We start from the raw sequence: 14394 nt of genomic DNA, 5'->3' as shown, positions 1-14394 counted from the left end.
ATGGATATACAAATTAAAAAAAGAAAAAGCTTTGGAGCAAAGCAAATTGGATACATTACATTAGGATTTATAGTATTGTTTGCAAGCTTTAAAATATTTTTAGGAAATTCTGAAAGTACGTTTAAGACAGAATTAAGTAAACTTTCAATAGCAGAAGTTAAGAATGGGAAATTTGATGATTACATTACAATAAATGGTAATGTGGCTCCAATAACGACTATTTATATGGATGCTTATGTAGGTGGTAGAGTTACAGAAAAATTAATTGAAGAAGGAGCAACTGTAAAAAAAGGCGATATAATTCTAAAATTAGAAAACACAGATTTGTATGAGCAAATTTTAGCAAGTGAAAGTAATTTATCTCAAAAACAAAATGATCTTCGATCTACTAAACTAGCTTTTGATTCAAGACAAGTAGAAGGTAAAAAATCTTTAGCAACTGCTGAATATGAAATGAAAAAATTAGAAAGAAATTATGATCAGAATAAATCTTTATATGAAGATAAATTAGTCTCAAAAGAAATTTATTTAACATCAAAAGAAAACTATGAACTTTCTGTAAAACAATATAATATTATTAAAATACAGTCGGAACAAGACGATGCCTTACGTAGAACTTCATTGAAAAGTCTTGATGCTGATTTAGCTAGAATGCAAACAACATTGTCAATGGTTTACAAGCGTATTGATCAATTGAACGTTCGTGCCACTGCAGATGGACAATTAGGTTTCTTAGATGCTGAAATAGGACAAAGTATTGCTCAAGGACAACGTATCGGTCAGATTAATGTTTTAACAAATTACAAGATTGAAGCAGATATAGATGAACATTTCATTGATAGAGTAAAAAGAGAACTAAAAGCAAATTTAGAAAGAAACGGTAGTGAGTTTGAACTTCAGGTAAGAAAAGTTTATCCAGATGTGCGTAATGGAAAATTTAAAGTAGATTTGGTATTTGAAGGTAAAAAACCTGAAACAATTAGAACAGGTCAAAGTTATAATATAAAATTGCAATTGGGTGAATCAACAGATGCTCTTCTTTTACCAAAAGGAAGTTTCTATGAAAGTACAGGAGGGCAATGGATTTTTGTACTAAATTCGGATGAAACTGAAGTTGAGAAAAGACAAATTAGAATTGGTAAACAAAATTCGCAGTACTATGAAGTACTTGAAGGGCTCAATAAAGGAGACAAAGTAATAACATCCAATTACGATAGTTTTGGAAAAGCAGAAAAAATAATATTAAAAAAATAAACAAACAAAAAATGATACAGATAAAAAATTTAAAAAAGAGTTTCAGAACAGAAGAATTAGAAACATATGCATTAAATGATGTAAGTTTTAAAATTGCTGAAGGTGAGTTTGCTGCCATAATGGGACCATCTGGATGTGGAAAATCAACCCTATTGAACATTGTAGGTATGTTAGATGATCCAAGTTCTGGAAGTTATCAATTTGCTGGTCACGAAATAAGTGGATTAAAAGAATATCAAAGAACTGAACTTAGAAAAGGAAATCTAGGTTTTGTATTTCAGAGTTTTAATCTTATTGATGAATTAACCGTCTTTGAGAATGTAGAATTACCTTTAATTTATTTAAAAGTTAATAAGAGTGAGCGAAGAGAGAAGGTATTGAAAGTATTGGAAAGAATGAAAATTGCTCATAGAGAGAATCATTTTCCTAACCAATTATCTGGAGGTCAACAACAACGTGTTGCTATTGCTAGGGCGGTTGTTACCAATCCAAAATTAATTTTAGCAGATGAACCTACAGGTAATTTGGATTCTAAGAATGGAGTGGAAGTAATGAACTTGCTAACAGAGCTCAATCAAGAAGGAACAACAATTGTTATGGTAACACACTCTAATAGAGACGCACAGTATGCTCATAAAGTCATTAACTTATTTGATGGAAAAGTAGCAACGGAAAATCAAAATAGAGAGTTAGGAACACAAATAAAAGAAATAGGAGTAATGTCTTAAAGAAAAAGGACATTATAAATAATAAAAATATTATATATCATGCTAAAACTAAATTTAAAACTCTTCTTTCGAAGTATTAAGAAACATAGAGGAATCTTTTTTATAAACCTTATTGGACTGTCTACTGGTTTGGCCTGTGTATTATTGATTGCTCTTTGGGTAATTGATGAATTAAAATTTGATAAATTTCATGAAAATGATAATGAATTATATCAAGTTTGGAATCAATTTAAAGGAGCAGATGGTATTAGTACTATCAATTGGACACCAGATTTATTGGCAGAAACAATGGCAGATAAATTTCCAGAAGTAGAATATGCTACTGCACAAACTTTACCAGAGTGGTTTACAAAAGTACCATTATTTGTGGATGGCAAAACTATAAAAGCTACTGGAATTTTTGCGGGAAAAGATTTCTTTAAAGTATTTTCTTATGAATTAAAACAAGGAGATAGAGCGCAGGTTCTTTCCGATATTAATTCAATTATAATTTCAGAATCAATGGCATTGAAACTCTTTGGTACAACTCAAGGTATTATAGGAAAAGCAATCACATGTGACTTGATGAATATTAAAAATGAATATCAAGTAACGGGAATACTAAAAGATTTACCAACTAATTCAACGAACCAGTTTGACTTTGTACTTCCTTTTGAATCATGGAAAAAAGCTTCAGCAATAATAGGAAGAGAAATCAAATGGACTAATAATGGACCACTAACATATATAGTTTTAAGAGAAGGTACAGATGTAGAAAATTTTAAATCTAAAATAAAAAACTTTACAAAATTACAAAATAGTAATGTGGAAGCAGATTTAACCCTTACTAAGTATTCGTCTAATTACCTTTTTGGAAATTTTGAAAATGGAAAACAAACTAGTGGAAGAATGGATTATGTTTATTTGTTTTCTATTATTGCTTTATTTATTTTATTGATTGCTTGTATCAATTACATGAATCTTTCTACAGCTAATGCTTCAAGAAGATTAAAAGAAATAGGTGTAAAAAAAGCATTAGGTTCTCAAAGAGGATCATTAATTGGGCAATTTTTTAGTGAATCTATTTTGACAGCATTAGGAGCTTTAGTTTTAGCTTTAGTTTTAGCTTTATTAATTATTCCTGAATTCAATCAAATTACAGGTAAAAATTTAAATTTAAGTTTTGACTTATCAACTATTGGAGTAATAATTTTAATAATAATTTTTACAGGATTATTAGCAGGAAGTTATCCAGCGTTACATTTGTCGCGTTTTAATCCAGTTGCTATTTTAAGAGGAACAACAAAGAGCTCTTTAAGTGAAGTTTGGATTAGAAAAGGATTAGTTATATTTCAATTTGCACTATCTATAATTTTGATTGTAGCTGTATCTGTTGTATACATGCAAATAGATTATATACAATCGAAAGATTTAGGTATGAATAAGAATAATGTAATATATTTTCAAAAAGAAGGTGAACTACAATTAAACTCTGACTCATTTCTTAATATAGTAAGAGAAGTACCTGGAGTAATAAAAGCAGCTTCTACAAGTCAAAATATTATAGGCTCAGATATAAGTACTTCTGGAGGATTAGTTTGGTCAGGAAATAGTGAAGATGCAAAACAAGCTTTTTATAATATTAGAGTAGGTTATGATTTTATAGAAACAATGGATATAAAGGTAAAGGAAGGTCGTTCTTTTAAGAGAACTTTTTCTACAGATAGTTCTGCAATTGTTTTCAATGAAACTGCTATAAAAGCTATGAGATTAGAAAATCCAATAGGTAAAAAGATTAAATATGTAGGAAAAACTTATACTATTATAGGTGTACTTAAGGATTTTCATTTTCAATCATTACAAGAAGCTGTAAAACCTATGTTTTTCATATTGGATTCTGATCCAAAAATATCAGAATTTTTAGTACACATTGAAAATGGGAGAGAAAAAGAAGTATTAGGTGAAATAGAGAAAATATATTCTAGCTTTAATCCAGGTTATATATTTGAATATACCTTTTTAGATAATAATTTTCAAGTACAATATGTTTCTGAAAAACGGGTTTCTAGTTTGTCTAAGTATTTTGCTATTCTTGCCATACTAATTTCTTGTTTAGGTTTATTTGGTTTGGCTACATTTACAGCTGAGAGAAGAAGAAAAGAAATTAGTGTACGAAAAGTATTAGGGCAAACGGCAACACAAGTAACAATAATGCTTACAGGAGAGTTTGTTAAATTAGTTCTAATATCTATATTGATATCTTTACCAATAGCTTATATATTATCAAGTGATTGGCTGTCTAGTTTTGCTTACCGAATTAAATTGAGGTTTTGGTATTTCTTTGCGGCAGGTTTTGTAGCATTGTTGATTGCAATTTTGACAGTAGGAAGTCAGGCAATAAGAGCGGCAAACAGAAATCCCGTGAAAGCCTTAAAAGAAGATTAAAAGTTATTAAAAAAATAAAAGCTGATTAATTCTAATTAATCAGCTTTTATTTTATCATTTTTTTTTAAAAATACTATATACAAAAAATCCTATAAATTTATGAAGTTTATAGGATTTTTTTAATGGTGGGCGATGAGGGGTTCGAACCCCCGACCCCCTCGGTGTAAACGAGGTGCTCTGAACCAGCTGAGCTAATCGCCCCAATAAATTGCAACCGTTATTCCCGTATTGCGAGTGCAAATATACAAGGTTTATTTGTATCTGCAAGTGTTTTTGAAAAAAAAATTATTTTTTTTCTATCTTTTCTAAAATTACTTTCGAAGTGTAATTAATCATGGTAATGTTAATTTCTTCATTTTGAGTAGTTTTACCTTCAATAAGGTAAATTTTACCATTTTTATAGGGTTTGTTACTTTTTGAAAAATCAACATCTCCGTATTTTAAAGTATTTCGAATATCGTCTAAATTGATCCAATTTTCTTCCAGTGTAGCTTGTGCTTCAGGTGAAAAGTTTAAGGATTTATTGCGAAGTTCTTTTAATACACGACAATTTGGTAAATAACAAAATTCTACTCCTTTTGCTTCGGCTTTTGCTCCCAAGAACTTGATAACAAAGAATAGTCCTAATAATAGTCCAAATAAGTAATATACTAATCTATATTTAAGTTTCATATATGTAACATTTTTTTTGCAAATATAGTATTTTACGGCTGCATTAGCGATAGAAATGGCATCCTTTTATGTTATTTGAAAATAGCATAAAAGATAGAATGGATAGCGCGACCGAAGGGAATGCCCTAAAAAACGATTAAATTAATATCGCGATGTTCTAGATTGAACCAATCAGCAATGGATTTATTGGTTAGTAAACCGTGGTAGAAGTAAATACCATTTTTTAATCCTCTGTTGCATCTTATGGCACTTTCTATACCTCCATCTTCAGCAATTTGAAGTAAAAAAGGCGTAATAATGTTGCTAATAGACAAGGAGGCTGTTTTAGAATATCTTGAAGGTATATTAGGAACACAATAATGGATAACGTTATTTTTTATAAAGGTAGGTCTTTCATGAGTAGTAACTTCTGAAGTTTCGAAACAGCCTCCTGTGTCAATACTTACATCTACAATTACAGCTCCTTTTTTCATATGCTCAACCATAGTTTCAGTAACCACGATTGGAGTTCTATTTTTACCACGCATAGCTCCAATGGCAACATCGCAACGTCTTAAGGCCTTTAATAGGGATTTTTCTTGTATCGTTGAAGTAAAGATTCGTTGGTTTAAGGTATTTTGTAAACGTCTTAATTTGGTAATCGAATTATCAAAAACTTTAACACTTGCTCCAAGACCTAATGCTGTTCTTGCTGCATATTCGGCTACAGTTCCAGCTCCTAAAATGACAACTTCTGTAGGAGGAACACCTGTAATATTACCAAACAAAAGTCCTTTTCCTATATTTTGATTAATCATTAATTCAGCAGCAATATGTATAGACGCAATTCCTGCAATTTCAGATAAGGATTTTACAGCAGGATAAGAACCATCTTCGTCTTTTATGAATTCAAAAGCTAGTGCGGTTATTCTTTTAGTGGCTAAGGCTTCAAAATAGACTTTTCTTTGAGTTTTTAATTGAATGGCTGAAATGATTATCGTTTGTGGATTCATCATTTCTATTTCTGGTAATGTAGCAGGTTCTACTTTTAGTATGATAGGACAACTAAAAACTTTTTTTGTATCGTTAGTTACTTCTGCACCTGCATCAGAATAATCTTTATCGGAATAACTTGAGCTTTCTCCAGCTCCAGCTTCTATCATTACGCGATGTCCATGTGAAGTCATTGAGCTCACTGCATCTGGAGTAAGGCAAATGCGTCTTTCTTGATAAGAAGTTTCTTTTGGAAGACCAATGAATAATTCGCTTTTGTGTCTTATGATTTCCAATTTCTCTTCTTGTGGAAGCAATTGCATTTTTGAAAACGGACTAAAAGTTGACATGTTGTTTTTTGTAAAGTTGAGCCAATTTAGGAATAATTTTAAACTTTAGAAAATAGAATTTAGAAAAAAGAAAATTGATTTATTTTTTATTCTATTTGTAAGTGTTTTACTTTATTTTAATTTTTTAAAATTAATTCTCTTGAACCGTCTTTATTTAATTTCATTTGTATGCTTGCATGATCAATAGGAATTAGGTTAGGTGTTTTTTCTGGCCATTCTATGAAACACCAATTTCCAGAATAAAAGTATTCGTCAATTCCCATGTCATAGGCTTCTTCTTCACTATTTAATCGGTATAAATCGAAGTGATAAACTATTTCTCCTTTGTTAGTTTCATATTCGTTTACTAATGAGAAAGTTGGACTACTAGAATTAGTATCTACTCCTAATTGTTTTACTAGTTCTTTAATTAAAGTTGTCTTTCCAACACCCATTTGAGCATGGAAAGTAATTACTTTTTTTAAACTAGGTGTAGCTAATATTTGTTTGACTATCGTATGAATTTCATCTAGAGTAAAGTTTATAATCATATAGATGTAGCGTTTTTAGTATTTATTTTATCCACAGATTCTATATGAATGTTATAGAATCTGTGGATTTGTATTTTATTTTGGTTCCAAAACCAAGAAAGGAATAATCATTTCTTCTAAGGAAATACCTCCGTGCTGATAAGTATTTCTGTAATAACTTACGTAATGATTAAAGTTATTTACGTAGGCAAGAAATAAATCATTTTTCGCAAAAATAAAGGAACTACTCATGTTTAATGAAGGAAGACCTATTTTCTTGGGATCTTTTACTGCATAAACATCTTTATCTTCATATGTTAAACTTCTTCCTGTTTTATATCGTAAGTTTAAGCTAGTGTTTTTGTCTCCAATTACTTTAGATGGGTTTTTGCAATTAATAGTTCCATGGTCAGTTGTGATTATTAAACGAAACCCTTGCTTTTGGGCTTGTTGTATCATATCTAATAATGGAGAATTTTTAAACCAACTAACTGTTAAAGAACGATAGGCTTTGTCATCAGAAGCTAACTCTTTGACTACTTCCATTTCTGTTTTTGCATGAGAAAGCATATCAACAAAGTTGTAAACTATAGTTGTTAAATCATTTCCTTTAAGACCTTTAAAACTTTCTGCTAATTTTTTTCCATCTTTAAAATTGGTAATCTTATAATATTCTTGTTTAATATTTAAACCTAAACGTTTTAATTGTTCAGTTAAGAATTCTCCTTCATATAGGTTTTTTCCACCATCATCAACATCATTTTTCCAATATTGTGGAAATTTTTTCTCCATTTCTAATGGAGTTAATCCAGAAAAGATGGCATTTCTTGCATATTGTGTAGCAGTAGGAAGCATAGAGTAGTAGCTAACCTCTTTTTCAAGTTTGTAATGATTATTAATAATACCTTCAAAGGCTTTCCACTGATCATAGCGTAAATTATCAATTACAATAAATAATATGGGTTTGTCTTTTTTTCTAATTTCAGGAGCAACTAATTCTCCAAAAAGTTTGTGAGAAAGAATAGGTTTGTCTGCTTTTTCATCAAACCAATCTTCGTAATTACGTTCAATAAATTTACCAAACTGTACATTGGCTTCTGTTTTTTGACTCTCTAATATTTCAACCATAGCTTGATCGGAAATGTTTTCAAGTTCCATTTCCCAATAGACTAATCTTTTGTAAAGCTCTACCCAATCTTCAAAAGAGTTTACGATTGCCATATCCATGGCAATTTTACGAAATTCTTTTTGATAGTCTAAAGTAGTTTTTTCAGAAATTAATCTAGAATGGTCTAGGTTTTTCTTTAAACTCAATAAAATTTGATTCGGATTTACAGGTTTTATTAGATAATCGGCTATTTTTGAACCAATTGCTTCTTCCATTATATATTCTTCTTCACTTTTTGTAATCATTATTACAGGTATTGAAGATTTTTTTTCTTTGATTTCAGATAAAGTTTCTAAACCACTTAATCCAGGCATATTTTCGTCTAAAAAAACGATGTCAAAATTATTTTCTTCAAAAACATCAATGGCATCTTGACCATTATTACAGGTGGTTACTTCATAGTTTTTCTTTTCTAAAAAAAGAATGTGTGGCTTTAAAAGATCGATTTCATCATCAACCCAAAGTATCTTTATTTTGTTCATTTATGTAAATTTTTACGCAATTTAATATTTAATAAACGAGTATTGTATTAAAAATTGTATAAAAAAAAATACTTTTAGTAAAATTTAACTACTTGTTATAAAATTCACTATTCCAATTGTATTAGCTAACATTATTTTCAGATTTTATAACAATATAAAAGAATATTACAATCAAGATTTCTAAGTAAATATAAATAGGATAATTAGATAGGCTACTGGCAAAGTTTCATATTTAAAGAAACTAAAAAAATAAGTTATATAGTATACTGATTTTTAGAATATTTATTGTTAAATTAATAGGTTTTTGTTAGAGTCCAATGCAAATGATTTCTCTAATTATTAGACTTTTCTATAGTAATTGAATTTACAATCATTTTAATTTAAAATATTTATATTCCTTACTTTATCTAATTTTGTTTTTAAAGAAAAGGTGTTTTTGTTTTTTAAATGTTTGATAGTTATATTGTTACAGATATTAAGTTGTTTCTAATAGTTTTTAAATTAATAATAGGCAAAATTAAAATTTTGTATACAATCTTTTTACAAGTTAAGATTAAGCGAAGTGTTAGTAGGCAATACTTTCAAAAGTTCTATATTTGTTATAAAATTTAAAATAAGTGAACGCTACTAATAAGCTTAAAATATTTAACGATCCTATCTATGGATTTATAAGTATTCCAAATACTTTAATTTACGATTTAATACAACATCCTTATTTTCAGAGATTAAGACGTATTTCTCAAATGGGAATGACTTATTTGGTTTATCCAGGTGCACATCATACCCGTTTCCATCATGCTTTAGGTTGTTTACATATTATGCAAAAAGCAGTTCAAACGTTGCAATTTAAAGGTGTTTCTATCTCAGATAAGGAACAAAATGCATTATACATTGCTATTTTACTTCATGATATAGGTCATGGTCCTTTTAGTCATGCTATGGAACATAGTATTGTTGAAGATGTGCATCATGAGCAGCTTTCTTTACTTTTTATGGAGCAATTAAATGAGGAATTTGATGGTAAATTGGCTTTAGCCATACAAGTTTTTAAAGGAGAATATCATAGAAAATTTATGTTACAATTGATTTCTAGTCAATTGGATATGGATAGAATGGATTATTTGAGAAGAGATAGTTTTTACAGTGGAGTAGCTGAAGGAAATATCAACAGTGAACGCTTAATTCAAATGATGAATGTACAAGATGATTATTTAGTTATTGAAGAAAAAGGTATTTATTCTGTTGAAAAGTTTTTAGTTGCTAGAAGATTAATGTATTGGCAAGCTTATCTTCATAAAACTTCTGTTGTAGCAGAATTAATTCTAACAAAAATTTTAAAGCGTGCCAAAGAATTAACTCATAAAGGTTTAGAGTTAGAGTCGAGTAAACCTTTACGCTTTTTTTTACAAAATAAAGTAGAGTTATTAGATTTTAATGCTGAAATTTTGAATACATTTTCTCAATTAGACGACTACGATGTATTAAGTGCTATAAAAGCTTGGCAATTTCATGAAGATTTTGTGTTATCAAGTCTATGTAAAATGATAATTAATCGTGATTTACTTAAAATTAAAATGCTTGAAGAGAAACCTAATAAAGATATTTTAGATTCTTATAAAATTTCTTTTATGAAATTGCATGATTTATCAGAGAAAGAAGTAGATTATTTTGTTTTCAAAGGAAAGATAAAAAATCAAGCTTATAATAAAGATAGTGAGCCTATTAGAATATTAAAAAAAGACAAAACAATTGAAGATGTTGTACAAGCATCAGACCAGTTAAATTTGAAAGCTTTATCAAAACCTGTGACCAAATATTTTATATGTTTTCCAAAAGTAACATTAGAAGCATAAGTATTTAATTAAATTTTATATTTTTGTCAAGATGTAATTGAGTCAAAAATGACATTTGATGAGTGAGCATTTCCATTTTGCAAATGGATAACTTAAAATAACTGAATGAAATTTACAGCAGAACAAATAGCAGGTATTTTAGAAGGTGAAGTAGTAGGAGATCCTAATGCTGAAGTCTCTAAACTAGCAAAAATAGAAGAAGGTATTGAAGGGTCTTTAACTTTTCTTGCTAATCCAAAATATGTAAGTCATATCTATACTACTCAAGCTACAATAACGATTGTTAATAAATCATTTGAGCCAGAGCAAGCAATAAGAACTACACTTATAAAGGTTGATGATGCTTATAAATCATTTTCAAAACTACTAGAATATTACAATCAGGTAAAATTAATGAAATCAGGAATAGAACAACCTTCAGTTATTTCTGAAGATGTTGTTTATGGAGAAGGTTTGTATTTAGGTAGTTTTTGTTACATAGGTAAAAATGTTATAATTGGAAAGAATGCTAAAATTTATCCAAATAGTTTTATAGGTGACAATGTTATTATAGGTGATAACTGTGTGTGTTTTGCAGGTGTGCGAATCTATTCGGAAACAGTAATAGGCAATAATTGTACTATCCATTCAGGAACAATAATTGGTTCTGATGGATTTGGTTTCGCACCACAGGAAGATGGAACTTATCAGAAAGTTCCTCAAATAGGAAATGTTATTATAGAAGATAATGTAGAAATAGGAGCTTGTACAACTATAGATAGAGCTACTTTAGGATCAACAATCATTAGAAAAGGAGTAAAGTTGGATAATCAAATTCAAATTGCTCATAATGTAGAAATAGGAGAAAATACAGTAATTGCTTCACAAACCGGAGTTGCAGGTTCAACAAAAATCGGTAGTAATTGTATGATAGGTGGTCAAGTTGGTATTGTTGGTCATTTAACAATAGGAGATAATGTTAAAATTCAAGCTCAATCTGGAATTGGAAAAAGTTTAAAAGATGGAGAAGTAGTACAAGGAAGTCCAGCATTTAATTATGGAGACTTTTCTAAATCTTATGTACATTTTAGAAATCTTCCCAAAATAGTAGCAGACATAGACAAAATAAAGAAAAACAATTAATTTAGAAAATCATGGTTAAACAAAAAACCATTACAAACGAGGTTTCATTAACGGGTGTAGGTTTACATACAGGACAATTGGTAGAAATGACTTTTAAACCAGCTCCTGTAAATAATGGTTTCACTTTTATAAGAGTTGACTTAGAAGGTCAACCAATAATTGAAGCTGATGCTAATTATGTGGTAAACACTCAAAGAGGAACTAACCTTGAGAAACGAGGTGTAATGATTCAAACTCCTGAGCATGTATTGGCAGCACTTGTAGGGTGTGATTTAGACAATATAATTATTGAATTAAATGCTTCTGAACTTCCTATAATGGATGGTTCCTCTAAATATTTTGTAGAAGCTATTGAAAAAGTAGGAGTTGTTGATCAGGAAGCTGAAAGAAAAATATATGTTGTAAAAGAAGTAATTTCTTATTTAGATGAAGCTTCAGGAAGTGAAATAACTGTTATTCCTAGTGATACTTATACTATTACTACAATGGTAGATTTTGGTACAAAAGTGTTGGGAACACAAAATGCTACTTTAAAAAATATAGATGACTTTAAATCAGAAATTGCAGATTGTAGAACGTTTAGTTTTTTACATGAATTAGAATCATTACTAAATAATGGACTTATTAAAGGAGGTGATTTAAATAATGCTATTGTTTATGTAGATAAAGAAATTTCTTCAGAAACTATGGAAAACTTGAAAAGAGCTTTTAATAAAGATTCTATTTCAGTTAATCCAAATGGTATTTTAGATAATCTAACTTTACACTATCCTAATGAAGCAGCTAGACATAAACTATTGGATATTGTAGGTGATTTATCATTAATTGGAAAAAGAATTCAAGGGAAAATTATTGCAACCAAACCAGGTCATTTTGTTAATACACAATTTGCTAAAAAATTATCAAAAATTATTAAAATAGAGGAACGTAATCAAATTCCAGTTTATGATTTACATAAAGAACCTCTAATGGATATTCATCAAATAATGAAAATGTTGCCTCATAGGCCACCATTTTTATTAATTGATAAAATACTAGAACTAACAGATTCACATGTAGTTGGGTTAAAAAATGTTACTATGAATGAACCCTTTTTCATAGGACATTTCCCAGATGCACCAGTAATGCCAGGAGTTTTAATAGTGGAAGCCATGGCTCAAACTGGAGGAATTCTAGTATTAAGTACGGTTCCAGATCCAGAAAATTATTTAACCTATTTCATGAAAATTGATAATGTTAAATTTAAACAGAAAGTACTACCAGGAGATACTTTAGTATTTAAATGTGATTTAATAACACCAATTAGAAGAGGTATTTGTCACATGCAAGCTAATGCATATGCCAATGGTAAATTAGTTGCTGAAGCAGAATTGATGGCACAAATAGCAAAAAAACAGTAATAATTTGGTATATAGTAAATTAGCTATATACTTGAAAAATAAATTAGAAAAATGAATCAACCATTAGCATATGTTCATCCAGGAGCTAAAATTGCAAGAAATGTAGTTATTGATCCGTTTACAACTATACATAATAATGTAATAATAGGAGAAGGAACATGGATAGGTTCCAATGTAACTATTATGGAAGGAGCAAGAATTGGTAAAAATTGTAATATATTTCCAGGAGCTGTTATATCTGCTATCCCTCAAGATTTAAAGTTTGGAGGAGAGGACTCTTTGGCTATTATAGGTGATAATACAACTATAAGAGAGTGTGTTACTATTAATAGAGGAACAGTAGCTTCGGGACAAACGAAAATTGGAGATAATTGTTTGGTTATGGCAACAGCTCATATTGCACATGATTGTCATATTGGAAATAATGCTATTATAGTAAACGGTGTTGCTTTAGCAGGTCATGTAACTATTGGAGATTTTGCAATTATAGGTGGTCTAGCAGCTATTCATCAATTTATTTCTATTGGTGAACATGCTATGGTTTCTGGTGGGTCCTTAGTAAGAAAAGATGTTCCTCCTTATACAAAAGCAGCAAAAGAACCCTTGTCTTACGTGGGAATTAATTCAGTTGGATTAAGAAGACGTGGATTTAGCACAGAAAAAATAAGAGAAATCCAAGATATTTATAGAATTTTATATCAAAAAAACTTCAATACCACCCAAGCATTAAGTATTATTGAAGCAGAAATGGAAGCAACTCCTGAAAGAGATGATATTATTCAATTTATTAGAAACTCATCAAGAGGAATTATGAAAGGCTACACGGGTAGCACTATATAAATAACGTTATTCAAAAATTAAATATATAAAAATGGCAAGTACTTCAGATATTAGAAATGGTCTTTGTATTAAATACAATCATGACATTTATAAAATTATAGAATTTTTACATGTAAAGCCTGGTAAAGGACCAGCTTTCGTTAGAACAAAATTAAAATCTTTAACAAATGGAAAGGTATTAGATAATACTTTCTCGGCAGGTCACAAAATAGATGTAGTTCGCGTAGAAACACATACTTTTCAATATTTGTATGCAGAAGGACAGGATTTTCATTTTATGAATAATGAAACATTTGAACAAATTTCTTTAAATAGAGATGTTTTAGATGCTCCTGACTTATTAAAAGAAGGTGAAAATGTTATGATCCAAATTAATACTGAAACAGATTTGCCTTTATCAGTAGATATGGCTGCTTCTGTAATTTTAGAAGTTACTTATACTGAACCAGGTGTAAAAGGAAATACAGCAACAAATGCAACAAAACCCGCAACTGTAGAAACAGGAGCAAGTGTAAACGTTCCTTTGTTTATCAATGAAGGTGATAAAATTAAAATAGATACCGCTTCTGGAAAATATATGGAGCGTGTATAATTAATGAAATTGTAAAAAGTGATTAGTA

At 29.4% G+C, this 14394-nt stretch carries 12 protein-coding genes and 1 tRNA gene; 8 read left to right on the top strand and 5 right to left on the bottom strand.

Annotation, left to right across the window (positions count from 1 at the left end; translation table 11 throughout):
• From FIA58_RS09445 to FIA58_RS09435, 3 genes are read left to right on the top strand one after another with little or no spacing between them, the layout of a single operon-like run.
• On the top strand, positions 1-1254 hold the full coding sequence (locus tag FIA58_RS09445) for an efflux RND transporter periplasmic adaptor subunit (RefSeq protein ID WP_140962235.1): 1254 nt from the start codon (positions 1-3) through the stop codon (positions 1252-1254).
• 11 nt (positions 1255-1265) lie between these two features.
• A complete protein-coding gene (locus tag FIA58_RS09440) occupies positions 1266-1982 on the top strand; it encodes an ABC transporter ATP-binding protein (protein WP_140962234.1) in 717 nt (238 codons plus the stop codon).
• Positions 1983-2021: 39 nt separating this feature from the next.
• Positions 2022-4406 (top strand): ABC transporter permease, encoded by a 2385-nt coding sequence (locus tag FIA58_RS09435; protein ID WP_140962233.1) that lies wholly within the window; start codon positions 2022-2024, stop codon positions 4404-4406.
• A gap of 123 nt (positions 4407-4529) precedes the next feature.
• Here the strand turns inward: FIA58_RS09435 and FIA58_RS09430 are convergent.
• The 5 genes from FIA58_RS09430 to porX form a co-directional block, all read right to left on the bottom strand.
• A tRNA-Val gene (locus tag FIA58_RS09430) sits at positions 4530-4607 on the bottom strand.
• Between the two features lie 84 nt (positions 4608-4691).
• Entirely contained in the window at positions 4692-5078 is a 387-nt protein-coding gene (locus tag FIA58_RS09425) for a DUF4258 domain-containing protein (RefSeq protein WP_140962232.1), read from the bottom strand.
• 125 nt (positions 5079-5203) lie between these two features.
• Entirely contained in the window at positions 5204-6400 is a 1197-nt protein-coding gene (locus tag FIA58_RS09420; RefSeq protein ID WP_140962231.1) for an alanine dehydrogenase, read from the bottom strand.
• A gap of 116 nt (positions 6401-6516) precedes the next feature.
• Complete coding sequence (tsaE, locus tag FIA58_RS09415; protein WP_140962230.1) at positions 6517-6930, bottom strand: tRNA (adenosine(37)-N6)-threonylcarbamoyltransferase complex ATPase subunit type 1 TsaE; 414 nt, start codon at positions 6928-6930, stop codon at positions 6517-6519.
• Positions 6931-7005: 75 nt separating this feature from the next.
• Positions 7006-8559, bottom strand: a complete 1554-nt coding sequence (gene porX / locus FIA58_RS09410) for a T9SS response regulator signal transducer PorX (RefSeq protein ID WP_140962229.1) — start codon at positions 8557-8559, stop codon at positions 7006-7008.
• 617 nt (positions 8560-9176) lie between these two features.
• On the opposite strand from porX, the gene FIA58_RS09405 reads away from it, so the two are divergent.
• From FIA58_RS09405 to efp, 5 genes are all read left to right on the top strand, one after another.
• The gene (locus FIA58_RS09405; protein WP_140962228.1) at positions 9177-10412 is read left to right on the top strand and encodes an HD domain-containing protein; all 1236 of its coding nucleotides are present in this window, start codon (positions 9177-9179) and stop codon (positions 10410-10412) included.
• 105 nt (positions 10413-10517) lie between these two features.
• A complete protein-coding gene (gene lpxD, locus FIA58_RS09400) occupies positions 10518-11534 on the top strand; it encodes a UDP-3-O-(3-hydroxymyristoyl)glucosamine N-acyltransferase (RefSeq protein WP_140962227.1) in 1017 nt (338 codons plus the stop codon).
• Between the two features lie 11 nt (positions 11535-11545).
• On the top strand, positions 11546-12934 hold the full coding sequence (locus FIA58_RS09395; protein ID WP_140962226.1) for a bifunctional UDP-3-O-[3-hydroxymyristoyl] N-acetylglucosamine deacetylase/3-hydroxyacyl-ACP dehydratase: 1389 nt from the start codon (positions 11546-11548) through the stop codon (positions 12932-12934).
• A gap of 51 nt (positions 12935-12985) precedes the next feature.
• On the top strand, positions 12986-13774 hold the full coding sequence (gene lpxA, locus FIA58_RS09390) for an acyl-ACP--UDP-N-acetylglucosamine O-acyltransferase (protein ID WP_140962225.1): 789 nt from the start codon (positions 12986-12988) through the stop codon (positions 13772-13774).
• A gap of 31 nt (positions 13775-13805) precedes the next feature.
• Complete coding sequence (efp, locus tag FIA58_RS09385; RefSeq protein WP_140962224.1) at positions 13806-14366, top strand: elongation factor P; 561 nt, start codon at positions 13806-13808, stop codon at positions 14364-14366.
• Positions 14367-14394: the final 28 nt, after the last annotated feature.

Origin of the sequence: Flavobacterium jejuense, from assembly GCF_006491595.2 — a bacterium.
GTDB lineage: Bacteria > Bacteroidota > Bacteroidia > Flavobacteriales > Flavobacteriaceae > Flavobacterium > Flavobacterium jejuense.
The sequence above is the reverse complement of the archived record's forward strand: the minus strand, read 5'-3'. Positions and strand labels throughout refer to the sequence as shown.